This window comes from Gillisia sp. CAL575 (assembly GCF_000403785.1).
Classification (GTDB): Bacteria; Bacteroidota; Bacteroidia; order Flavobacteriales; family Flavobacteriaceae; genus Gillisia.
Genome location: NZ_APHJ01000054.1, coordinates 81,684 through 106,391, shown reverse-complemented (window position 1 = coordinate 106,391; position 24,708 = coordinate 81,684). Strand labels below are relative to the sequence as shown.

The window sequence follows — 24,708 nt, the reverse complement described above, 5'->3', positions numbered from 1 at the left end:
TACTAGTTTATGACCGATAAACCAACAAACAAAGCCATTTATATTACCACCACAGAACCCAACAGCGGGAAGTCTATTGTCTCTTTAGGATTAATGCAAGCGCTATTGGGAAAGGCAGCAAAAGTCGGCTATTTTAGGCCGATAATAGACGATTTCAAGATAGGGGAGATCGATAACCATATAAATACAGTCTCCACGTATTTTAATTTGGATATAAATTTTAATGATGCTTATGCTTTTAAACGCAGTGAGGTTATTAAAATGAAAAATGAAAATAAAGACGAAGAGATCATAAGAAGGATCATTGAAAAGTATAAAGCCATTGAAGATCGCTTTGATTTTGTCTTGGTAGAAGGTACTAGTTTTGTAGGTGAGGGCTCTATTATAGAGTTTGATATAAATGTGCTAATCGCCAAAAATCTAAATGTCCCTGCAATTATTTTAGCTAGTGGAGTTGGAAAATCCTTGGATGAACTTGTGGGCAACCTGCAAATGGCTTTCGATTCTTTTAAGGATAAAGGAGTAGAAGTCTTATGCGTGATTGCGAATAAGGTAGAAGTAGAAAATCAAAATTTAGTGATTTCTGAATTGAAAGAACACTTGCCTTCAGAAGTTATTGTAAATGCTATTCCGCTGAATCCAGTTTTAGGATTTCCGTCGATCAAAGAAATTATAGATGTTCTGGACGGAAAAATACTTTTTGGAGAGTCTTATATAAATAATCAGGCTGGTAGTTTTAGTGTGGGAGCTATGCAATTACCTAACTATCTTAAACACTTAAAAGAAAATGGCTTGGTGATCACGCCAGGCGACAGGGCAGATATTATTCTAGGAGCCCTGCAAGCACATATTTCTGATAACTATCCATCTATCTCTGGAATTTTACTAACTGGCGGATTGATTCCGGAAGATTCAATTATAAAACTTATTGAAGGATTATCAGAGATTGTTCCTATTATTTCAGTAACAGGAGGAACCTATTCTGTCACCAATTGTATTGGGAATATAAAATCACAGATCTATGCAGAGAATACACAAAAGATAACTTCTTCCATCCAAGACTTTGACAAATATGTAGACGTAGATGCGTTGATAGAAAGACTTATTACATTCAAAACAAAAGGAATTACACCTAGAATGTTTAGGTACAACTTATTAAATCAGGCAAAATCAATTAAAAAGCATATCGTTTTACCTGAAGGAATGGACGAACGAATATTAAGAGCTACAAAACTTTTAGTCGATCTGGATGCAGTAAAGATCACCTTGCTTGGAGACAAAAAACAGATTGAAGAAAAAGTTGCGATGCTTGAAATTGGTCTGGATTTAAGCAGCATCAATATCATAGATCCAATAGAATCTGAACATTTTGAGGAGTATGCAAATACCCTTTTTGAACTTAGAAAACATAAAAATGTAAATATATCAATGGCTAATGATCTCATGGAAGATGTTTCTTATTTTGGTACAATGATGGTTTATAAGGGAGATGCAGATGGGATGGTTTCGGGAGCAGTTCATACCACACAACATACCATACTTCCGGCACTTCAGTTTATAAAAACGAAACCCGAAGCTTCCATTGTTTCTTCCGTATTTTTTATGCTTTTGGAAGATCGCGTTTCTGTGTATGGAGATTGTGCGATTAATCCTAATCCTACCTCAGAGCAATTAGCTGAAATTGCCATTTCATCTGCCGCTACAAGTTTGGCTTTTGGAATAGATCCTAAAATAGCAATGTTATCTTACTCTTCTGGTTCTTCGGGAGTGGGTGCAGATGTGGAGCGAGTTAGACAAGCAACAGAGATTGTTAAAAGGAAAAGGCCAGATCTCAAGGTGGAAGGTCCCATACAATATGATGCAGCGGTAGATATTAAAGTAGGTAAATTAAAACTTCCAGATTCTGAAGTTGCGGGACAAGCCAATGTCTTTATTTTTCCAGATCTTAATACGGGAAATAATACTTACAAAGCGGTGCAACGAGAAACTAAAGCTCTCGCCATTGGACCTATCATTCAAGGATTAAATAAACCAGTTAACGATCTAAGCCGTGGTTGTACAGTAGACGATATTTTTAATACGGTTATTGTTACGGCAATACAAGCACAAGATGTTCAAAATAAAAACGAAGCATGAATATATTGATAATTAATTCTGGAAGTTCCTCTATAAAATTTCAGTTAATACAAATGCCTTCCGAAGAAATGATTTGCAGTGGTTTGGTGGAGCGAATAGGTGAAACTGATGCCGTTCTTAATTACAAAACCAAGTCTGTAGATCTTAAGCAAACACATGTAATACCTACCCACAAACAAGGGCTGCAGATAATTGTAGATCTCCTGCTTGATCTTGAAAATGGGGTTATTTCGAATATCAAAGAAATTCAGGCAGTGGGACATCGTGTGGTACATGGAGGAAATTCATTTTCTAATACTGCTTTAGTTACTCCTGAGGTGAAACAAAAGATTCAGCAATATGCTCCTTTGGCACCATTGCATAATCCTAGCAATCTTGAAGGGATCTATGTAGCCGAAGAATATTTTCCTTTTGCAAAGCAAATTGCTGTTTTTGATACTGCATTTCATCAAACAATTCCAGAAAAGGCCAGGAAATATGCTATTCCTAATAATCTGTATGAAGACCAAGATATTCAAGTCTATGGATTTCATGGCACAAGTCATAAGTATGTTTCAGAAAAAGCGATTGAATATCTGCAATTAGAAAAATCTAAAATTATAAGCATTCATTTGGGCAATGGATGCAGTATGACAGCAATTGAAAACGGAAAAAGTATAGATCATAGTATGGGTTTCGCACCTACTAACGGACTCATTATGGGCTCACGAAGTGGTGATATAGATCATTCCATTATATTTTATTTAGTAGATAGTTTGGGGTATAGTTTGGAGGAAGTAAATACTCTTCTTACAAAAGAAAGTGGAATGCAAGGTCTTACTGGCTCCAATGATCTAAGAGATATAGAAAAGGAAGCTGCAAAGGGAAATTCAGAATGCATATTAGCTTTGGAGATGAATGCCTATCGAATTAAAAAATTTATTGGCACCTACGTCGCGGTAATGAACGGAGTAGATGCCATTATTTTTACCGCAGGAATTGGGGAGAATTCGAGCTTAATAAGGAAGCTTGCATGTAGAGATCTGGATTTCTTCGGAATTGAATTGGACCAAACCAAAAATGAAGAGAGATCTCAAGAATTGCGAGAAATTAATTCCAGTACTTCAAAGGTAAAAATACTAGTTGTTCCCACCAATGAAGAATTAGAAATTGCGAAGCAGGCTTTTGCATTGCTTACTTAACTTTTTACAATATGCTTATGGCTGAAAGAACTATACTTCTTTAATGATTTGCTAGTTGAACCTATTTATATTCTAAGATTATTATTCTGCAGAATATCTGTTGAATAAACTTACTTGTAAGGCTTTCTTAGCATCTTTTAAAAGTTGATGGACTTCTTCTAGTGTATTATTCCTTATTTGCGCAATTTCTTCTAGAGCTAGCTCTTCTTTAGTAAATAATTCAAATACCTGGCGCATTGCCGGAGGTAAATTATGTAGCACCATTTCAATATGATGTTGAAGTTGCTCTTTACTTAGATGTTTATCAATTTTTTCAATCATGGCTTTTTCCTTATCCTCAATAAATACGTGATTTAAGGTATAGTCATTATGATTGTAAGACATATCATCCAATTCCTCGATCATAAGTAGATCTCCGCCACCATCTGTGCTATATTTTTCCTGCATTTCTACCCATTCTGGTTTGGAATAATCATCGATATTTCTAAAGAAAAGATCATCAAATTCTTCTTCTATAATAGTATCTTCCAACAAGGTATTGGTCTTTATAAATAACCAGTGATAAAAATCCTTTTCATTTTCAACTTCATCAATGTTATCATAGATTTCAATGAATAATTGATCTATAAAATCATCGGCTTTATATTTCCCTTTGGAGAAATGTCCTTTTTTTATCGCCGTATTCAGTCTTCTATTTATATAATTTCTTAATTCGGGAATTATCTTTAGTATTAATTGATTAAAAGATTTTTTCTCGTCTTCTTTTTTTAGTTTAATAAGATCTGGAAAGGATTTTGTTACGAATAGACGGAATTCCCTTTTGCTTTGGTAATAAGACATATTTGATTGCATAAGATGACTATTTTAAAGGTTTAGGTATAAAGATGCAAACTTGAGACTTTATAAAAAATGACAAGAATCAGCTAATGAAAACTTTAATTTACTGAGATTTAAGGTATTATTCAATTTATCTATGAATTATATTCGAAAGCTTATCTTAATGTTTAATTAGCACACTTTTTATGTAATTTGTTGGTGTTTATACCGATTAATACTATTCAAAATCCCTTTAAATAATTATCCGATTTGATACTAGCTTTATTCTAGTATTAGACAGATATTATAATAGATTATACATTTATGAAAACTCAACATACAAAATATTCTATACTAGATTTAGCCTTGGTCTCCCAAGGTCAATCTTTACAACAAACTTATAATGGTGCACTTGAATTGGCGCAACATGCTGAAGCATCTGGATACACCCGATATTGGCTGGCAGAACATCACAATGCACCGAATATTGGAAGTAGCGCTACTTCTGTTCTTATTGGTTATTTAGCTGGAGGTACAAAAACACTTCGCATTGGTTCTGGGGGAATTATGCTACCAAACCATTCGCCATTGATCATTGCAGAACAATTTGGCACTTTAGCGTCTTTATATCCTAACAGAATTGATCTAGGCTTGGGGAGAGCACCTGGAACAGATAGAGATACTGCACAAGCAATTCGATCAGATTTTATGCAAGCAGCACAATCTTTCCCTGCCGAATTGGATAAGATTGAAAAATACTTTTCTGCAGAGAATGCAAGTGCTAAGGTTCGTGCTACGGTAGCAGAAGGAGTGGAAGTTCCCCTTTATATTTTGGGTTCTAGTACAGATAGTGCACATCTAGCCGCAAAAAAGGGACTGCCTTATGCATTTGCTAGTCATTTTGCAACGACTCACTTATGGGATGCGATGAAAATTTACCGTGAAGAATTCCAGGCTTCAGAAGACTTAAAAGAACCTTATGTGATGGCTGGAGTGAACATTATTATTGCAGATACAGACGAAGAAGCCCAACGTTTATATACCTCATTGATTCGCATGATCGTTGGAATATTCACTGGAAAAAGAGATTACGTACAACCGCCAACAGCAATGACCAGTGAATTGGAGGAGATATTAAATCATCCTCAAATACACCAAATGCTGAAGTATTCTTTTATTGGGAGTAAAGCCACTGTAAAAGCTCAGGTAAAAGATTTTATAGAGCAGACCAAAGCCGATGAGCTTATTGCAGTGACTAATATTTATGATTTGAAAGACAGGATTCGATCTTATGAATTATTTGCAGAGATCATGAAGGAGTTGAATTAAATGAACCTCAAAGAGACTGGAAAGGCCCTAAAAAGTTTGTAGGGGATATTTTAAAAAAAACAGCTGTAACGTAAAATTTTGTGTCAATTATTAATAATAAGATATTAAACAGGTCTATTGTGATCAATTAATTGAGTATCTCATATTATTTACATTGGAAGTACCTGAATTTTAGGAGCTTTTGTGAATTAATTAAGTACTTATAGCTAAATTTTTATGTTTATTTGATATATATTACAACTAATATAAATTCGGATATTTTTAATATATATTTAACGTAAATTATAATGATTAAGTAATTATTAGGAGAGAGTTTTTTTTTTCCTAAAATCTCTATCTGATTCTATAATAATAAGATCATACTTAGTCTTATTTTTAAAATTAAAATATAGCGAAATATTGGATCGCAGATCATGACAAATTAGAATTTGGGAAATGATTACATTAAAATATTTCAACGAATACTGCTTCTAAAAAACTGCTCTTAAAACAATAAACGGTTTTCATTAATAATAATGCTAGTTAGAAAGTAGATCGATCCCAGATTATAAATACTAATTGCGGACACCCTACAAAACAATTTTATCATGAGTGATCAGATTAAATCTCGAAAAGAAATTCGAGATGAGTTGAATAAATTACAGCAAGAATTTTTAATCTCAATAAAACATATTGATGATAAAAGACGCAAGCAACTAAAGCAGGAGTTGATCATTGCTATTCAAGGGGTGTCTTTAAAAAACGAAGAAAAAGCAAAACGAGCAGCAGAATTAATATTTGCTAATCTGGAACTTAAATTCATGAATGAAGAAAAGGAGAAACGCGCAGCCGAATTGGTTATTGCAAATATTGAACTTGTCTTCCAAAATAAAGAAAAATCCAAGCGTGCAGCCGAATTGATTATTGCCAATAAAGAGCTCGTCTTTCAAAACGAAGAAAAAGCAAAAAGAGCAGCAGAATTAGTTATTGCAAATATAGAACTTGTCTTTCAAAATAAAGAAAAATCTAAGCGTGCCTCAGAATTAATAATAGCCAATAAAGAGCTTGTATTTCAAAATATAGAAAAAGAGAAACGTGCAGCAGAATTAATAATTGCCAACAAAGAGCTTATTTTTCAGAATGAAGAGAAAGAAAAACGAGCTGCAGAATTAATTATTGCCAATAGAGAACTTCTCTTTCAAAATGAAGAGAAAGCGAAACGAGCAGCAGAGCTAATAATTGCAAATAAAGAACTTGTCTTTCAAAATGAAGAGAAAGAAAAACGAGCCATAGAATTAGTCCTTTCAAAGGAAAAAGCGGAACATAGTGACTTGCTGAAATCTGCATTTCTAGCAAATATGAGCCACGAGATAAGAACCCCTATGAATGGTATTCTTGGTTTTGCTGAATTATTGCGAGAACCTGAGCTGTCTGGAGAAATGCAGCAAGAATATATTGGGATTATCAAGCAGAGTGGAGGGAGAATGCTCAATATTATCAATGATATTGTTAGTATTTCAAAAATTGAATCGGGCTTAATGGAACTTAATATTCAGGAATCCAATATTAATAAGCAAATTGAATTCGTCCACACCTTTTTTAAACCTCAGATTGAAGGGAAAGGAATCCGTTTTTTAATCAATAACTCGCTTTCTGATAAAAAAGCATTCTTTAAATCTGATAGTGAAAAGATCTATGGCATACTTACCAATCTGGTTAAGAATGCTATAAAACATACTGAAAATGGAACCATCGAGTTGGGCTATGTAGTAAAGACTCAAAGCGAGCCCCGAGAATTAGAATTTTACGTAAAAGATACAGGAGGTGGGATACCCAAAGACAGACAAAATGCAATATTTGAACGTTTTATACAGGCAGATGTATCAGATAAAATGGCATTAGAGGGAGCAGGACTGGGCTTGTCTATTTCTAAAGCCTATGTGGAAATGCTTAGTGGAAAAATTTGGGTAGAAAGTGAAGTAGGGAAGGGTTCTACATTTTATTTTACCATTCCCTATCATACAAAACAATTAACAAAATCCCTTGTCAAAAATATCTCAGCTTCAAAAGAAGATACAAACAGTCCTGATCTTAAAGCATTAGATCTTATATTATTAATTGCAGAGGATGACAATATATCTTCAAAGTTAATATCTACAATGGTTAAAGAATGTAGCGCTACAATATTTCATGCTAAAACAGGGATAGAGGCTGTGGAAATTGCACGAGATAACCCCGACATCAATTTAGTTTTGATGGATATACAAATGCCTCAGTTAGATGGATATGAGGCCACAAAGCAGATTCGTGAGTTCAACAAAGATGTGATTGTAATAGCGCAAACAGCATCGGCACTGTCTGGCATTAAAGAAAAGATAATTGAAGCGGGATGTAATGATTATATTTCCAAACCAATCAATAAAGATGAGCTATTGAATTTAATACAAAATTATTTCAATAAACCTCAGGTAGCTTAAAGTATAAAGCAAGAAGAGCAGTCTCTATACCTCATAATTTTCTAGCTTACAAAGCTTTCTTTATCATACTTCTATTTAATATTATATTGTTCTAGAATGTTTCGTTCAGAATTTAGCCTGAATGTAAATGTTGACTAATTCTGATTTTTATAAAAGCTGGAAGAAATAGCGTATTTTAAATGAACCATTCAATCAAAATTTAAGATATGTTACAAAATGTATTATTGGAACGCGAGATTTACTCTTCAGAAGAACATAAAATGACCCAAAAGATGATTCAAGATTTCATAAAAAATGAAATTATGGATCACACAGAAGAGTGGGAAAAAAATGGAATGGTGAGCCGAGAGATCTGGGAACGTGCTGGAGAATTAGGTTTGCTTTGCATCGATATGCCTGAAGAGTATGGTGGAAGTGGTCTAGATTTTAGCTTTAGTGCCCTGTTTATTGAAGAACTGGCAAAAGAAGGAATCAGCGGTCCAGGGTTTTCATTACACTCAGATGTTATTGCTCCATATCTCTTAAAATATGGAACAGAAGCTCAAAAGCAACAATATCTCCCTAAGATGGCTTCTGGAAAAATGATCACTTCTCTTGGTATGACCGAGCCAAACTGTGGTAGTGACTTGCAGGCAATCACAACGAACGCGGTAGATAAAGGCGACTATTATTTGGTAAACGGGCAGAAAACCTTCATTACTAATGGTTTTATGAGTGATATGTCTATAGTAGCAGTAAAAACTAATCCTGGGACAAAGAAAGAAGGCGTGTCTTTATTGATCATAGAAAGCGATTCTGAAGGTTTTGAAAAGGGAATCCCTTTCAAGAAAATTGGCATGAAAGCCCAAGATACTTGTGAATTGTTTTTTGATGATGTAAAAGTTCCAAAAGAGAATTTATTAGGAGAAGAAGGTTCAGGTTTCAAAATCATGATGACCGAATTGGCCAGAGAACGTTTAATTGTAGCACTTAACGCTATTGGTGGGGCAGAAGGAGCCATTAAAAAAACTATTGAATATACTTCTACAAGAACTGCTTTTAAGCAACCTATTGCCGGATTCCAGAACACACAATTTAAACTTGCTGAGTGTGCTACACAACTCCAAATGCACCAAGCTTTTTTAGATCGTTGTACAAAATTATTATCAGAGCATAATCTCACTGCAGAAAGCGCTTCCATGGCAAAGTATTCAGCAACAGAAATGCACTCTAAAGTAGTAGATATATGCCTGCAATTATTTGGAGGTTATGGTTATATGTGGGATTACCCAATTGCTAGAATGTATGCAGATAATAGAGTAGCTAGAATTTATGCAGGAACCAATGAGATCATGAAAGTATTGATAGCTCGAGGATTGTTCAAAGAATTGTTTCAGCAAATGAAAGCATTGAAAAAATAAAATATAGCCTTTTTAAAGATATTTCACTTTTAACTTTATTCTAAATTGATCTTATTTTATTTGAATGAATGACGTTTCTCTTCTGTTAAAGATGCGTTTAGCAATAGGTTAAATGTTTTTATAGTATCAAAATTTTGGGTTATTTCTTCAGATATAGCAATTCCAGAAATACCTGTTTCTAATATGTCTTTAACATCTTCTGTGGTTATGCCTCCACATCCAATAATTGGGGTTTCAGTTTTTAAGGCTTCTGTAACTGCAGTATAACCACTTAGACCTAAAACCGGACTTAAATTGTCTTCGGCTGTTGTAAATCTAAAGGGGCTTAAACAAATATAATCGACTTCTTTATCAATTAATATTTCGCAATCTTGCAAGGTATTTGCTGTAGCGCCAATAATTTGCCAAGTGTATAAATGCGCTCTTACTTTAGTAGGACAAGGGTCTGTTTTTTCTAAGTGTACACCATCTGCTTTAACCTCTTTTGCTATTTTGTAATGATCGTTAATAATTAATCTGGTTTGATAGTGAGAGGTTATTTCTCTAGCTTCTTTGGCTAATTTCAAAAGTTCTTTTTCTGAAACATTTTTCAAACCTAATTGCACTAGTTCAACACCAGAAGTACAGGCTTTTTGGATGTTCTCCAGATGTTCTTTTGGTGAGTTTCCCTGAGATATATAATGTAGTTTAGGTATCATAATGTCTTACTTTCTTTTTATTGGATATACATTTTCCATTTTTAGAAGGGTCTCTATTTTTTTTAATCCCTCATTGAGGGTTTAATCTCTAAGGGCCCGATGCTCGCATCGTACGAAAAGGAAAGTTTGAAAACCTTAGGTTATCATTAAAAAAATCTTCTTCCACTAAATATCTCGTGGGCTTGCCCCGAGGTTATTGATTAGTAGATTACTCGCCAAGTTGAAGAGAATCACCTATTTTAAAAATTCCTACATAGCTGTTATAGAATATTAAAATTAAAGGAGATGCAAAAATACGAATGTTTAAGTGCCCAAGTACAAAGGTTTCTTTAAAACAGAATTTACCGGGATAATTTACATAGTATTGAATTATAACTTACAGTTTCTGAACACATCATAATCCTGCATAATATTGTTTTAGAGGTGTTCGCGAATCTCATTCTTCGATTTGGTACGGCCGAATGAAAAAGGTCTAGAAGACGTTTTGAAGAAGGAGCGAGCTGATGCGATGGGGATTTACAACTCAAATTTTCTTATTTTTTTCTTCTCAAAAGTTTCTTCTGCAATTTTAATTGAATACTCTTTTTACCTAACGACGATAGGAGGGAAGCAAAGCTTGTTCAGCCTACATATTATGAGTAAAGAAATTATTGATAAACCCTATACAAATGAGGTTCAATTCTTTTTAACTCTATAAAATAATTAAGACAGCATACAAGTAAGCTTATGAACTACATAAAACCGCAAGTTATTTATTTTGTAAATTTATTGAAATCATAGTACATGGCAGATATAGATCAATGTAAAAACTGTGAGGAAACCTTCGATGCTTCCTTTGATTATTGTCCTTATTGCGGACAAGAAACCGCAGACAACCTAACTTTTGGTGTACTCTTTAGGAACACTATTAGCAATTACTTTTCTATAGATGCTCGGTTTTTCAAAAGCTTTATTCCTTTAATGACAAAACCCGGTGTGTTGGCCAGGTGTTTTGTAGATGGGAAACGACTGTCTTATTTGCATCCAGCACAATTCTATCTTTTCATATCTGTAGTGTTCTTTTTCAGTTTCTCCTTTACAATACGAGAAGCAGACAATAAAGTAACAAAAGCATTAAAGGAAGAATTTAATCCGGAAGTGTCTATTGATTCCTTACCCGTTAAAGTTGATCCAAAGGGTATGGAAGCAGTTAAAAAAGCACTTAAAGAAAATCAGGAAAACACTGGAATGTCCGATGAGGAGATCAGAGAAATTGACTCTTTGGTGAAAGGCGGACATAATATCCCAGTAATGGACTTAAATTTTAAACAAAAGCTTTTAGACTCGTTGATTATAAGTGAAGCTCCAAGAACCGAAAAATTAGAGGCGATGGGAATGAAAAAAGATGCCGGAGTTTTAAGTACGAAGTTTTATTCTCAACTTTTAAAATTATATGAGCAAAGAGGTGGAGGAATTCTTCAGTCACTTTATGATACCATTCCAATAGCAATGTTCTTTATGTTACCCTTATTCGCGCTGTTATTAAAGCTGTTTTATTGGAGGCGTGGCAAATTTGCACATCATTTAGTGTTTAGTTTTTATTTTTTCACTTTCTTATTTACCACCTTTTGTATACTCATTTTGTTGAATACATTTCTAAATATTCCCATTTGGGTTGATGTGCTGGTATTTGTCTCTTTTGTTATTTATCTAACGCTAGCCTTACGTCACTTTTATAAAAACAATGGGCTGGTGTCATTTTTAAAGGCCAGTGTTATTTACTTTATATTTAGTTTTATTGTATTACCTCTTGCTATGATTGGCGTGATCTTCGTATCATTTTTGTTATATTAATGAGATATTGAAGTTATAGTTATTGAATAACATCCAAGAACTTTCTAGTAAAACGGCTTTGAAATGATGTCTATCGATAACGAGTATTTTAAATACTTAATCATAATTCTGCTCAATATAGTATTATACGTAAATTAACCAGTGGCTATTCTTTATATATGGGTGTGTTATAATGTTAAGCGTTATGTTGCTTTGCTTTGGTACGGCCGAATGAAAAAGGTCCAGTAGACCTTTTGAAAAAGGAGCGAGCTGATGCGATGGAATTAACACTACAAAGCCTTTTGTTTTTTTCTTCTCGAATGTTTCTTTAAAAATGTAATGGAATACTCTTTGCCCGAAGCGGTCCTGAGCTTGTCGAAGGATAGGAGCGAAGTGGGAATGTGTATGGAATGGAGATAATTATTTAGATATTTCTGTTAGACATAAAACATTATTGAGATTTGATTATTTGGTTTACTTATATTAATATATTTGTTTTTATATAAGTGAAAAAGAGTTCTCTATATTACCCCTGTCATTCTATTCTTCCAATAACCTAACCATCAATACGTTTTAATTTATGAAATCAATTTTAAAGAAAATAGGGTCTAAGTTATGGGAAATGTTTCTTTATTATTTAAAGAAGCTTATTGACTATAAATTTAGAAAAAGATCAGTATTCTGGTGGGGAATAAAAATAGCTACCTTATCATTAATTACAGAGTTAGTTTGTATTCAAACAGAAGCTCAATTTAGTTCGCTCTTTAATTGGGTAAATACTAATTACGGTGAAGGTTGGGAAATTTTTTTTAGAACAATAATCGACCTTTTCTTTGCTGGTGGATTAGGCTATTCTGTTATAACAATTTCAATTAAATTATATTTAATTACACTTTTTTCAATTCTAGAATGGAATAAGGATAAGGGTTTCAATTTTCAATGGAAAAATATTTGGATTTGGGAATGGAATTGGAATGTATTAATCGATGTAAAATCAGAAATTAATTTTTTGAAAATTGAAAATAATTATTCAAATATTGATTGGGAACCAACAAATGAATGGTTTTCAGACATAAATAAAAATCAACTATCATCAATTGGTACAAAATACAACAAAGACTTACATATTAAAAGTAAGGTTGAAGAAGATATTTTGTCTAGTATTAGACTTTCTCAAAATCAACTTCATGTCTTAAAAGAAAAAGTTGATGAAGCTATAAACGGTGTTAATCAATTAGAAACTGAAATTAATGAACTTTTCAAAGTAAATACAATACAAGATGTATTAGTTTTAGATGAAGCCTCTATTCCTTATAAAGAATTTACTGAATTAAAAGATGGTTTTCCAGCCTATAAAACTAGTTTTCAAGAATTAAATGTATTAATAGACAATAACAAAACTGAAGATGTTAAAAACTATATTATTCCAAAATTATTAGAAGTTTCTTATAATGTAGATAATATTAATGAGATCATAAATGAAGAGAGACTTAAGCTGTTTATTAAGAAAGAGGAAGATGGAAAGCCATTTACAGTTAACCAAAAAAGAAGTATTTATAATTTTATTTATAAAGCATATAGAGCACATGACGATTTAATATATTTATTTTCTCAAATAGAAATATTAAGAAATAAAATTTTCCATAACTTTTACCTTGTTCAAGCAAAAGCCGGAATTGGAAAGACTCATTTTTCAATAAATTTAGAAAGAATACTTTCAAATGAAAGTTTCAAATCTATTATTATAACGGGCTCTTCCTTTAGTGGAGAAAATAATTTACACGCTGCTTTTAAAAATATTTTGGAACTTCCAGACACTATTACCTTTGAAAACTCACTAGCTAAAATTAATGATTATTCAGAAAAATTAAATACTAAAACTATTATAATTATAGATGGCATAAATGAGACCACAAACTTATTACAAGGTTTTAGTACTATTTGGGCTGAAAACCTTGAATTATTGTGCAATAGAATACATCAATATAATAATCTTGTTTTAGTTATTACTTGTAGAGAAACTTATCTAAAAAAAATAGATCTCAATACGGGTTTTAATAAAAACATATTCCAGCTGGAAGGATTTGAAGATGATATAAAGAGATTACAAGCAATTGAAAATTACTTTGACCATTATAAAATTATTTGTAATGAGGTAAGAAGAGACAATCCTAATTTAGATTTTTTCGAATTGCCTCTAATTCTTGGTGTTTTTTGTGAAATGACAAATCCAGAAAAATTAAACCCAAAAACCATACAACTTGGGCAATATACTTATGAGGAAATACTACGGTTGTTTGTAGAAACGCAAAGCGAAAAGGTAGCAAGTTTATTAGATAGACCATCAAAAACTCCAATATTAAACGCAATAGACCGTTCATCAGAAAAATTTAAAACTGAATTTGATGCCTCATTAGATTTCGATGAATTTTTATCGGTAACAGATAATAAGGCTATAGATGATATATTAGAGTCTAAATCAATTGGGATTAAATTACTTGATGAAGAATTATTATTTTTAAAAGAGTACATACCTGGTTTTTCGGAAGAAAGAGTTCTTCATATTTTTCAACACATAGGAGGTTATTTAATTGCTGAAAATATTTTAAAAGAATTTATTAATGCCAAAGACTTAGTAGATTCAGAATATTATAAAACTTATTTAAATTATAATCCTATTGAAGACGATAACAAAACCCATCAATTAGTTACAGATATTTTAAAATTTTTAGTAATAGGATATTCAAGAAAAAAAGATGATTTAATTAATTATACTGAAGACCAGTTAGTAATAAACTATACTTGGGAGTTTTTATTTCAAAATCCTGAAATAGAAGAAAAGGAAGATGTTGCAAGAAAATTAAAACCTTTTCTTAAGAAGAGAGTAGGATGGGAAGGACTTTTAGATGAATCAATGAGGAATTTTGTAAATCCAAAGAGTTCATTCAATATGTTTTTCATCTCAGGTCAACTAAAAGATTTACCTCAGTTTCAATTTGATCTTATATGGACCAGGTTTATTTTTGATAGATGGTATTCTTGGGATGAATTTTTAGATAATTTTTTTAAAGACAATGATAAAATTGATGAGAATAAAATTGAGACGATTAAATTAAAACTAGAACTAGTTATTTGGCTTTTAGAATCTACTTCGAGAAACTTTAGAGATAAAGCAACTCTTGTTTTACTAGATTATGCAACTAAAAATCCTCAATTCATCTTTAATAAAATTTTTGAGTATTCAAATGTATCTAGACCATACATTTACGAACGTTTAGCTGCTATTTGCTATGGTGTTTGTTTAAGAAAACAGAATGATACTGACTTTATTAATGGATTATTAAAAGACCAAGTTCAATCTATATATAATCTGCAATTTGGAAGCGTTCCAGCGGCACCTTCCTTTAATTACATAGTGATAGACAGTTTAAAACACATTGTAGATTTAGCATTATATAAAGAGGTTTTCTCTCTTGAAGATCAAGAATTAAAATCATTTAATAATTACAATTTTAATCCTGAAGACCAATGGCAAAAAGCCACGGAAGATGATACTAATTATGTAGCCAGTATTGTGAATAGCTGGCATAATAGCTCTGATTCAGATCCTCTTAGAGGAGATTTTGTACATTATACAATTCCACGACTTCAAGAGAGAGGAGAGACTGGGCCAGATAATAGGTTAACAGCAACAGCAAATATATATAAACGAATCATTGAGCTTGGATATGTCACTAAGGATAATTTTGAGTCTATTGACAAAAAAGAAAATGATTTTTATTATGGGAATAAACCTTATGGTTTTGAAGGTAAATTAGATAGACTTGGTAAAAAATATTCTTGGATTGCATTTTTTGATTACGCCGGTCATTTATTAAACCAAGGTTTACTTAATGTTTGGAGTGGTGAAGAAGATGAAAGAATTTATAACAGATTAGGTGATGTTGAAATAGAAGTGAGTAATCCAAAGCCAATAATATATGGAGATAAATTATTTAAGGTTGATTTGTTTAAACATAAAAATGATAATGAACTTTGGACTGGAAAGTCATTTTATGAAGAATCAAAATTAGTATGGAATCAAGATTTTAATGAAGGAAACTTTACATTATTAAAAGGATATTTAGAGCAAAAGTTAGATGAATCGTATGATGTACGTAGTTTTATTTTAATTGAATCCTTCTTAGTAAAGAAAGATGAAATAATAAGTAATGTGAAAAATATTATTAATCAAGAGATTAATTGGAGTCACGATTTAGATACAAAGGATTACTTAAGTCACGTCTATTTTGGAGAATTATACTGGACAGATAATATCCCAAAAGGAGTAATTTCAGAAGAAAGTATTCCAACCTTGAATGATAATGGAGAAATAGAACACATTGCGTATACAATAGAAGCTACAACTACTGAATATGTGTGGGAGTCAAATTCTGAGATATTTAAAACATTAAGCGGAAATATCCCTTCTCCAAATATTGGAAAACACTTAAATCTAAAAGCAAATGCTAAAGATTTTCAGATCATTAATGAAGATGGAAGTTTAGCGTTCAAATCATATCAATATTTAGAACCTGACCTAATTAGGCAAAATTTAGATTACTTGAGAACAGATCTATTAAAAAAATATATGGAGGATAAAGATCTGGTATTATTATATCAAATAAAGCAACATACTTACGATAGAATAACTGGTGAGGGCAATGGAGATTTTAGAGGTATGCAATTTTTCTTTCCAAAATTATAAATAATATTACATTTTGCTCTATTATGTAAAATAGAATAATAATTTGGCTGGAGCATTGGCAAATTGGCCTCAGAAAACTTTGGTTAAACAATATGAGACTGGTTTAGATTTCAAAAATGAAAAGAATATAGATAGAAAAACAAGTGGTAAGTAAATTAAATTCGGAGTATAATTTGAAATCATAATGTCAAAATCTAAGAAAAAAAAACAAAAAATTAAAAAACAAAAGCCTACTATTAATATTCCCTATTCTATAGATGAGAATTTGAATATAGCACTCAATAACTTAGCTATTAAGAGAACTGGAGGTGCTATAAATTTTCGAGGAGTAGGGTTTCAATTACTCTATTCTGGTTTTACTCTTTTAAATGAATTGGATAGTTCAAATCTTTCAAAATCTATACGTTTAGAAGGTATCGAAGACTTGGATATAATTGAGATAGATAATAATCAATACATACAACTTAAATCATCTATCAACACAATAGATGCAGGTAGTTTCTGGAAAATGGGAGTTTTGCAAAACTTCTTAGAAGCATTCAAAGTTAATCCCAACTGTAATTTAAAACTTGTCTATAACTTTAAATTAACTAAAGGAAATTTCAATGACATAGTAATAAAAAAAATAACCGATAAAACTGTTACTTTTTGGAAACAGAAATTTGAAGATTCATCATTTGATATTTCTGATATTAATTTTGATTTTTTTATAAGAAACATTGGTTTTGTAAAGGTTTCTGAATCCTATTTAATAGAAAGTTGTAATAAACATTTACTTGAAAAATTCAACATCAACTTAGGTACAGAAAATCAATATTTAAAAGCTCTTTTTTACAGTTCATTTAATTGTTCAAAAGAACGTACATCAATAACGTATTTAGATTTAAAAAGAATATTTCAATCAGTAACTGATTCTTTTTCAAAAAGTCCTACCAATCCTGCAATTGAAAATAATTGGATACAAAAAATTGATTTTGATAGTAACGATAACTCAATCGTTAGGGATGATTATTACGAAGGAAAAGCGGCAAGACCAATTCATATAGTTCAAAATTTACCAGTAAAAAGAAATGAGTGGCATAATCAAATTTTAAAATCTCTAAATGAGTGTAGTGTAATAGTAATTAAATCTTCAAGCGGTCAAGGAAAATCTACTTTAGTTTGGCAAACAAGTTTTGAATTAAAACAAAAAGGTTACTCTGTTTACGAATTAAAATATTGCAATGAAAACAGTAATATTTCTGGCTTGTTTGATTTTATAAAATCTCGAGTACAAATTGGCGAATTACCAATTATTGTTATTGATGGACTGAATAACATCTTATCAAAATATCACGAATTAATAGATGTCACACATAATTTACCTGTTAAGTTTCTAATAACTACTCGTCAAGTAGATTGGTATCGATATGGGCTGGATTTATCTAAAACAAGCATCAAAATTATAGATATAAGTTTATCTATAAATGAAGCTAAGAAGATATTTTTAGAACTAAAAAAAAGAGGTAAAATACATTTAGAGATTTCAAACTGGCAATCTGTATGGGAAAAAATTGAGTCAAAAGGGTTATTAATTGAATATGTATATCTATTAACCAAAGGGGAAATGATATCTAATCGATTGAACACGCAGATTAAAGAATTAAACTCTGAGAATGATGCTAATTCAAAAATTGAAATTCTTCGTATTATTTCTATTGCGGATGTCTTAAATTTAAAAATTAAATCAATAAAACTTATAAATCATATTCAAGAAAATATTGGATTTACAACTGATAGAGGAGAGGCTTTAAAACAATTAGAAAAAGAATTCTACTTAAGATTTGAAGAAGAGTTTATTGAAGGACTCCATCCTGTAAGGTCACAACATTTGGTAGATATCTTAAACAATTTCGTACCTATTACAGAAACTTTATTATCTCTATATAAGTTAATTACAGAGGATTTTATTTATGATTATTTTATTGCAATCTCCCCACTTATAAAAAGTGAATTAAAAGATGAATTTTATGATGATTTAGCTAAGCTTGTTTCAAAACAAAAATTTTCTGAAATGGTTTATGCAATTGACGGTTTAATGCATAGTGAACCGTTACAATATTGGACAGAAAATAAAGAAGTTTTCGATGAAGTTTTTAATCACGGTGGTATAGAGTTATTCATTACTGAAACATTGCCATTTACGAAATTAAATACAATAAAAGACCTGAGTGAATCATTAGGAGAAAAGCAAACAGGTTTAAACTTTCTTTCGGAAAAGACAGAAGAACTCACTCCATATAGTATAACAGAATCTGATATAGTAAACTTTGCTAATAATTTGTCAAATCATATTGATAATTGTTCGAATAAGACTGAAAGTTATCAGGGTTTAGGTTTTCTCATTAAATGGTTTAAACAACTATCAGTTTCTATACCATTAAAAATTGAGTTGAATGAAAATGAATTGTTAGAGATTTTAGAGAAAGAAAATATAAATGAAGCTTCTGAACTTTTCAGCTATTATAATATCTCAAATCCTAAAAAGTATTTAAAGTTCATCAAAACACATAAAAACTTAATTATTAGTACATTAAAAAAGCAAACCAATTCCTTATCTATAAGAGAAAAAGGTAAAGATGTACATATAGAATATTTATTAGATAAAGATGCTGACAAGGCTAATGAATTTAGCGTTTATAGGATTCAAACCGTTTTTAGTTTATTACCCATTTATAGTAAGTATTACACTAAAGCTATTATTCTTCCTTTTCCAAATGAAGAAATCTATAAAATAGTCCTGCAAAACTCAATTAAAGCAATGCCTAATGCAAATATTGTAGATACTTTTGATGTGCATATCAATCAAATATGGAACAATACAATTCTTGATAAGTATCGTTCATCTTCCAGTTACGAATGGCAAAATCAATACGTAAAGCTAAGAGAAGAATCATTGAATTTTGCGAAAATATGTGTTAGGTATTTCGAATCTTCAATGGAAGGAAATCAATCTAAATTTAAGTCCTCTTTAAATAGATTAATAGCGCAAATTACAACCTTATCGAATTTATTAAGCAAAACAAAAGGATATAACCGGCAATCAAAAAAAATATTTTGATAAAGGACAATTTTCTGAAAATGAGAAAGCAATAAATGATTGGTGTTCATCTTTAAGTAATACTCTAAACCAATTAGGTAACATAATTAAACCCAAGAAAGACAATGACAGAAATGTAGCATTTATAAACTTAAAAGCTGTTTTTCACAAACTTATACTAATGCAAGATTCGTTTGATAAAGTAGTTGAATCTTCTTTTATGTATTCTGATATATCTAATTTAAAAATAGAAGAACAAAATTGGTATAATAGATTACTTATTACTGTTTCATATTATGTATTGTACTTTGTCGATTCAAATAGAACTCAATTATTTAATTCTAAGACAACAATAAGAAACTGGTGGGAAGCATATAATAAAAATAGATTAGAAGAAATACATCATATAATTAAAGAATTTGAAAATGAATCATATTTTTCATTTCACCTACCAAATAGAGTAATAGAAACAGAAACTTTAAGCGAAGTAGTAATTGGTATAACTGGATTAATCCCTGAGAATTTTGAAGAAGACTCTTTATATCTAATTGAAGGTTTAGTAGATTTATCTTCTACAGAAATCGATTTCTTTAATTTTATCAATATCCAAGATTCACAAGCAATAAGTAATGGTTTTAGGGTTCAAAAAGTGTTCTTTGAGAGATTCAAAAATTTTATCGATACTGGAGAGTTTGAAGAAAGTGATTATGGTAACCCAATACCAATATACGTTGATAACTCAATGTTGGTTTCATTAAACGATATAACTCTAAAAACTATACCTATAAACGAAAATGCAGAATCGTTTTCACAAATGATGTTTAATGTCTGGAAATTATCGGAATATAGAAATAGACTTAGTAAAAAAAATAGGGTAGAAAACGAATGGTTAGAAGAAATTGAAAAAGAGTATGGCACAGATATACAAAGATATCTTGATAAAGTAGAAACTACAGAAGAATTTAAAAATAATATTAAAGAATTCCTAGAAGGAAAATTTACTTTTTCAAATAATGAGATAATAGATACTCTAACGGATTATCTTGTACTAATGAATGATGAATAATGAAAGAACATGATTTCATAAAATTAGAACTTAAAAGCTTTGATTTAGAATTAGCCGCAAATCTCAATGGGAGATAGGGTAAGGACTTGATTTTTACTTGGATTTCATGAATTATATTTTTCAATTTACAGATTTGAAACAATACGTTTCTACCCATATGCAGCGTTGGCAAAATGGCCTCAGAAAACTTTGTTTAAAACAATAGGTGAATGAGCGTTAAGCGCTTTAGGGATCTGGCAATACAGTTTCTTAACAATTCAAAATAATCAAAGAATTTCAAAGCAAGGTTAACTACTAAAAAAGTTTCCTAAAGTGTAGCGATTGAGCCGTAAACCCGCCCGTACCGAAAAGGAACGTTCGGGCGGGTTGTTTCCAAAGTTTTGTTCAGCCTTGATTTTTTTTGTTTAGCTCACGCGTTAATATTTAATTGGAGTTCGTGAATCTCCTAAAGTTGATTTCTCTTTTTATCAAGGAAAAAAGAAAGGAATCAAACATTGGTAGTTACAATTTCATTTTTCTGTTCTAATGTTATTATACAGCTCAAATCAAAAAAGTTAATTTGAAAGACTTTACGAGCAAGTGCTAAGCAATTATCATATAATATTATTTTTAGCTTTTGCGGCAAACTCACGAGAATCGCGTAGAAAAAAATCTTACTGGATTATTATCGAATACGCGATTTTTAAATGAATCTAAAAGCTTAGCTTTTTTTGGCGCCCGCCCGAATGCACCTTTTCGGTACGGGCAGGTTGGCAAGCGATGGATAATTGTTTATATAAGAAATCTAGGTCGTAAAATGGCTGTTACATAAATGCTGACGATATAGACCTAAAGGCGCTATATCTGCATTTATGTAAAATAGCGCAGAAAATGCGCTATTCGCCATTTACTCATAATACAAATGTGTACTATAATTTATATTATGTAAAATAGAATACATAGAAGTCCTTTTCTCCATTGTCGTTGCGGGTTTTAATTAAATGAAAAGAGATGACTTATTCTACTTCTTCCACCTACCGTATAATATTAATTATTATTAAGCTTAAGATTTTTAAAGTTTGGAATATCTGAAATCCTTTAATAAATCATCCCTTAATTTTCTGGTTGAAAATAAGATCAATAGTTTATCGACTTTAGCATTCACTCAAAACTAAGTTTTTTTTGCTTTCTAATTATACTTCAGCCTTTATACACTTTAAGTTCCAGCTTTTTAAATTCAATAGATTATTTTTGCCCAATGCAAAAAAATATCCGGACTTCGCAATTAGAATTTGTGGCACTTATGGCGTCATTGATGTCTGTGGTGGCATTAGCAATCGATGCTCTATTGCCAGCTTTAGATATTATTGGGATTACAATTGGGACTACCGAAATTGTGGATAACCAATTGCTCATCACGATGATCTTCCTTGGCCTTGGATTTGGTCCTCTGATTTTTGGTCCAATTTCAGATAGTATAGGGAGAAAACCCGTTGTTTACATGGGTTTTACCCTCTTTATCCTTGCCAGTTTCATCTGTGTAAATGCAACTAGTTTAGAAATGATGGTTACGGGAAGGATCTTGCAGGGAATTGGCCTTTCAGCTCCCAGAACAATGAGTATTGCCATTATCCGCGATATGTACAGTGGAGATTATATGGCGCGTATCATGTCTTTTGTAACTGTTGTTTTTATATTGGTTCCCGTGGTTGCACCGGCTTTGGGTAAATTTGTTCTTGATCAATACAACTGGCGCGGGATATTCTATATACAAGTACTCATAAGTATTTTGGTTTCGTGGTGGTTTTGGAAACGACAACCTGAGACTTTATCAATTAAAAACCAGAAAAGCTTTTCCAAAAAAGGTTTTATAGGTGAATTTAAAGAACTCATAAAATATAAAAGGACCCTTGGTTTTACCATTATTGCCGGGTTTATTACTGGATCTTTTATGGTATACCTCAGTAGTGCCCAGCAAATATTTCAGAATCAATATAATTTGAAGGATGAATTTCCATTCATTTTTGCCGGCCTGGCAATAGCTATAGGTTCGGCTGTTTTCCTCAATGGAATATTTGTTATAAAGTTTGGGATGGAAAAATTGATCACCACGGCCCTCGTATCATTTTTTGTAGTCTCGGCGGTATATGTTGCCTTATTTTATAATAGCCCGAATCCCGACGTTCGTGTTTTGTTCCTATTTTTTGCACTTCAATTTTTTAGTATTGGTTTTCTCTTCGGAAATTTACGCGCTATGGCTATGGAACCAGTAGGACACATTGCAGGAATCGCTGCTGCCATAACCGGTTTTATTTCTACTATTATGGCAGTTCCTATCAGTATTTTTATTGGAAGGTTTATTTCTGATACAGCTTTGCCTCTGTTTATTGGTTTTTCAATATGCGCAGCACTGTCAATTGGCCTGATTATTTATCTAAAAGCAGACGAGAAACGAGCTACTGAGACTCTCTAAAACATAACTGTTATTACCAAAACTAGACAGAATATTAATTGTCAGTATTCATTTTTCATCGATAATAATTAATTAGTGTGCTACTCCGGCTTCAAAGGCTTCACTCCATTTGGAAGCTACTCCTACAGCAGGAATTAACTCTGCAAAGATCTTTAGGTGTCTGTGGTCATAATGCTTGTTATTATCTAGAATGCCTAGCTTTAATTTAAGCTTGCTATTTACAGTTTGAACTTTTTTATTCGCAGATATATGCTCACAAATCTTTCCAAGCACATCATCTTCTGTTTCTTGTGGAATATAAGAAATACTGCTATCGTCCCAATTATTTAGAAGGATTGGAATATCAATTTTCCCACGAATATCGTAAGCATATAGATATAATACGTAATCCATATTCAATCGTAGATCAATAGCATGAAATTCTATTTCTGTATGTACAGGAATTATCGTGGAATCTCCACCAACCTCTATGATCTCTGGGAATTTGGAAGCCTTCACTTTAAGGATCTTTGCCATATTAAACTGAATTGATTAAAGAAAATAATTTATTTTTTAATTATTCTAGAACTGTTCGTAAAACCTTTAATTTCGATCTTTGGGTTGCCATAAACAAAAACCTTACTTTTTCCATCGGCATCTATAACTAGATTTTTAGTTGCATGAATATAGATATCCGTATTATTAGAGGAATTTAATATTGCTGTTCCAGATTTCAATTTCTTAGCTTTTAATTCTGCAGAATTCTTTAAATTAAAATTGGCATTATTCACTTTACCGTCTACATCTAACTGTGCCGACTTTGATAATTGTGCCGTTAAATTATCGGCACTAATTTTTCCTTTTAGATCTGAACGATCACCAATATTTATGGTCAGATCTTTAGATTTAAGATCAATTTTACCTCCCGAATTTTTAGTTAGAATAAAGCTTGCATTTTTAGATTTAATATCCAGATCGAATTTAGTGGATTCATTTCCTGTAAAACTAAATTCATCGGAAGATAAAGTACCTTGGGTTTCGAGTTCTGCATCATCATTTAGAATAATAGTAGAAATTTCCTTTACACTTAAAAAGATTTCTAATTTTTTACTACCAGTGATCTTAGCTGTGGTATATAACTTTAGAACTCCATTGATTACCTCTACACTCACAACCTCTGCAAGGTTCTGGTCTGTTGTAAGTACATAATTATTTTTATTACTTTGTGCGAGTGTAACTTTTAAATTATTGCTGATCTCTAAAATGCTAAATTCCTTATCTATAGAATTGGTGACAGAAATCACTTCCTTATCTCCTTTAATTTTTTCTAATTTCTGAGCTACACTTATATGTGCTATTAAAATGAAAAATAAAAAACATATTTGCTTTTTCATGATTTCTGGAATTTAGAGCCGGAGCTTTCAATTCTTAATAGTAATTATCTACTTCGGCATTATAAATATACGACACAAGCACCTTTTTATTAACAGTTTATGGTTTTTATTTAGCCTTTAGCGTATGAAAGCATTCAATTATTACTAGGTAAGACATTCCTAA

14 protein-coding genes are annotated in these 24,708 nt (G+C 31.5%); 10 read left to right on the top strand and 4 right to left on the bottom strand.

Annotation, left to right across the window (positions count from 1 at the left end):
* Window positions 1–9 precede the first annotated feature (9 nt).
* Complete coding sequence (pta, locus tag I130_RS15175; RefSeq protein WP_034925192.1) at window positions 10–2,136, top strand: phosphate acetyltransferase; 2,127 nt, start codon at window positions 10–12, stop codon at window positions 2,134–2,136.
* Entirely contained in the window at window positions 2,133–3,317 is a 1,185-nt protein-coding gene (locus I130_RS15170) for an acetate/propionate family kinase (RefSeq protein ID WP_034925189.1), read from the top strand. The genes pta and I130_RS15170 overlap by 4 nt, the downstream gene beginning before the upstream one ends.
* Window positions 3,318–3,398: 81 nt before the next feature.
* Here the strand turns inward: I130_RS15170 and I130_RS15165 are convergent, their stop codons facing one another.
* Window positions 3,399–4,169, bottom strand: coding sequence for an RNA polymerase sigma factor (locus I130_RS15165; RefSeq protein ID WP_034925186.1), 771 nt, complete (start codon window positions 4,167–4,169; stop codon window positions 3,399–3,401).
* 288 nt (window positions 4,170–4,457) lie between these two features.
* On the opposite strand from I130_RS15165, the gene I130_RS15160 reads away from it, so the two are divergent.
* The 3 genes from I130_RS15160 to I130_RS15150 all read left to right on the top strand — a co-directional run bounded on the left by I130_RS15160 (window position 4,458) and on the right by I130_RS15150 (window position 9,318).
* Window positions 4,458–5,462, top strand: a complete 1,005-nt coding sequence (locus tag I130_RS15160; RefSeq protein WP_034925183.1) for an LLM class flavin-dependent oxidoreductase — start codon at window positions 4,458–4,460, stop codon at window positions 5,460–5,462.
* A gap of 587 nt (window positions 5,463–6,049) precedes the next feature.
* Window positions 6,050–7,918, top strand: a complete 1,869-nt coding sequence (locus tag I130_RS15155; RefSeq protein WP_232224193.1) for a hybrid sensor histidine kinase/response regulator — start codon at window positions 6,050–6,052, stop codon at window positions 7,916–7,918.
* A 206-nt stretch (window positions 7,919–8,124) separates the two neighbouring features.
* On the top strand, window positions 8,125–9,318 hold the full coding sequence (locus I130_RS15150; protein ID WP_034925181.1) for an acyl-CoA dehydrogenase family protein: 1,194 nt from the start codon (window positions 8,125–8,127) through the stop codon (window positions 9,316–9,318).
* Window positions 9,319–9,374: 56 nt separating this feature from the next.
* Here I130_RS15150 and I130_RS15145 read toward each other — a convergent pair whose 3' ends face one another.
* On the bottom strand, window positions 9,375–10,016 hold the full coding sequence (locus I130_RS15145; protein WP_034925178.1) for a thiamine phosphate synthase: 642 nt from the start codon (window positions 10,014–10,016) through the stop codon (window positions 9,375–9,377).
* A 783-nt stretch (window positions 10,017–10,799) separates the two neighbouring features.
* Here I130_RS15145 and I130_RS15135 point away from each other — a divergent pair.
* The 5 genes from I130_RS15135 (at window position 10,800) to I130_RS15115 (ending at window position 23,172) form a co-directional block, all read left to right on the top strand.
* Window positions 10,800–11,849 (top strand): DUF3667 domain-containing protein, encoded by a 1,050-nt coding sequence (locus tag I130_RS15135; RefSeq protein WP_034925172.1) that lies wholly within the window; start codon window positions 10,800–10,802, stop codon window positions 11,847–11,849.
* A gap of 559 nt (window positions 11,850–12,408) precedes the next feature.
* Window positions 12,409–16,575 (top strand): ATP-binding protein, encoded by a 4,167-nt coding sequence (locus I130_RS15130; RefSeq protein WP_034925169.1) that lies wholly within the window; start codon window positions 12,409–12,411, stop codon window positions 16,573–16,575.
* Window positions 16,576–16,759: 184 nt separating this feature from the next.
* Window positions 16,760–19,675 (top strand): hypothetical protein, encoded by a 2,916-nt coding sequence (locus tag I130_RS15125; RefSeq protein WP_034925166.1) that lies wholly within the window; start codon window positions 16,760–16,762, stop codon window positions 19,673–19,675.
* A 199-nt stretch (window positions 19,676–19,874) separates the two neighbouring features.
* Entirely contained in the window at window positions 19,875–20,720 is an 846-nt protein-coding gene (locus I130_RS15120; RefSeq protein ID WP_157480598.1) for a hypothetical protein, read from the top strand.
* A gap of 1,237 nt (window positions 20,721–21,957) precedes the next feature.
* Window positions 21,958–23,172 (top strand): multidrug effflux MFS transporter, encoded by a 1,215-nt coding sequence (locus I130_RS15115; RefSeq protein ID WP_034925161.1) that lies wholly within the window; start codon window positions 21,958–21,960, stop codon window positions 23,170–23,172.
* Window positions 23,173–23,244: 72 nt separating this feature from the next.
* Here the strand turns inward: I130_RS15115 and I130_RS15110 are convergent, their stop codons facing one another.
* Window positions 23,245–23,688: a hypothetical protein gene (locus I130_RS15110; protein WP_034925158.1), complete on the bottom strand. Its 444-nt coding sequence runs from the start codon at window positions 23,686–23,688 to the stop codon at window positions 23,245–23,247.
* Window positions 23,689–23,717: 29 nt separating this feature from the next.
* The gene (locus I130_RS15105; RefSeq protein ID WP_034925155.1) at window positions 23,718–24,545 is read right to left on the bottom strand and encodes a GIN domain-containing protein; all 828 of its coding nucleotides are present in this window, start codon (window positions 24,543–24,545) and stop codon (window positions 23,718–23,720) included.
* Between the last annotated feature and the right edge of the window lie 163 nt (window positions 24,546–24,708).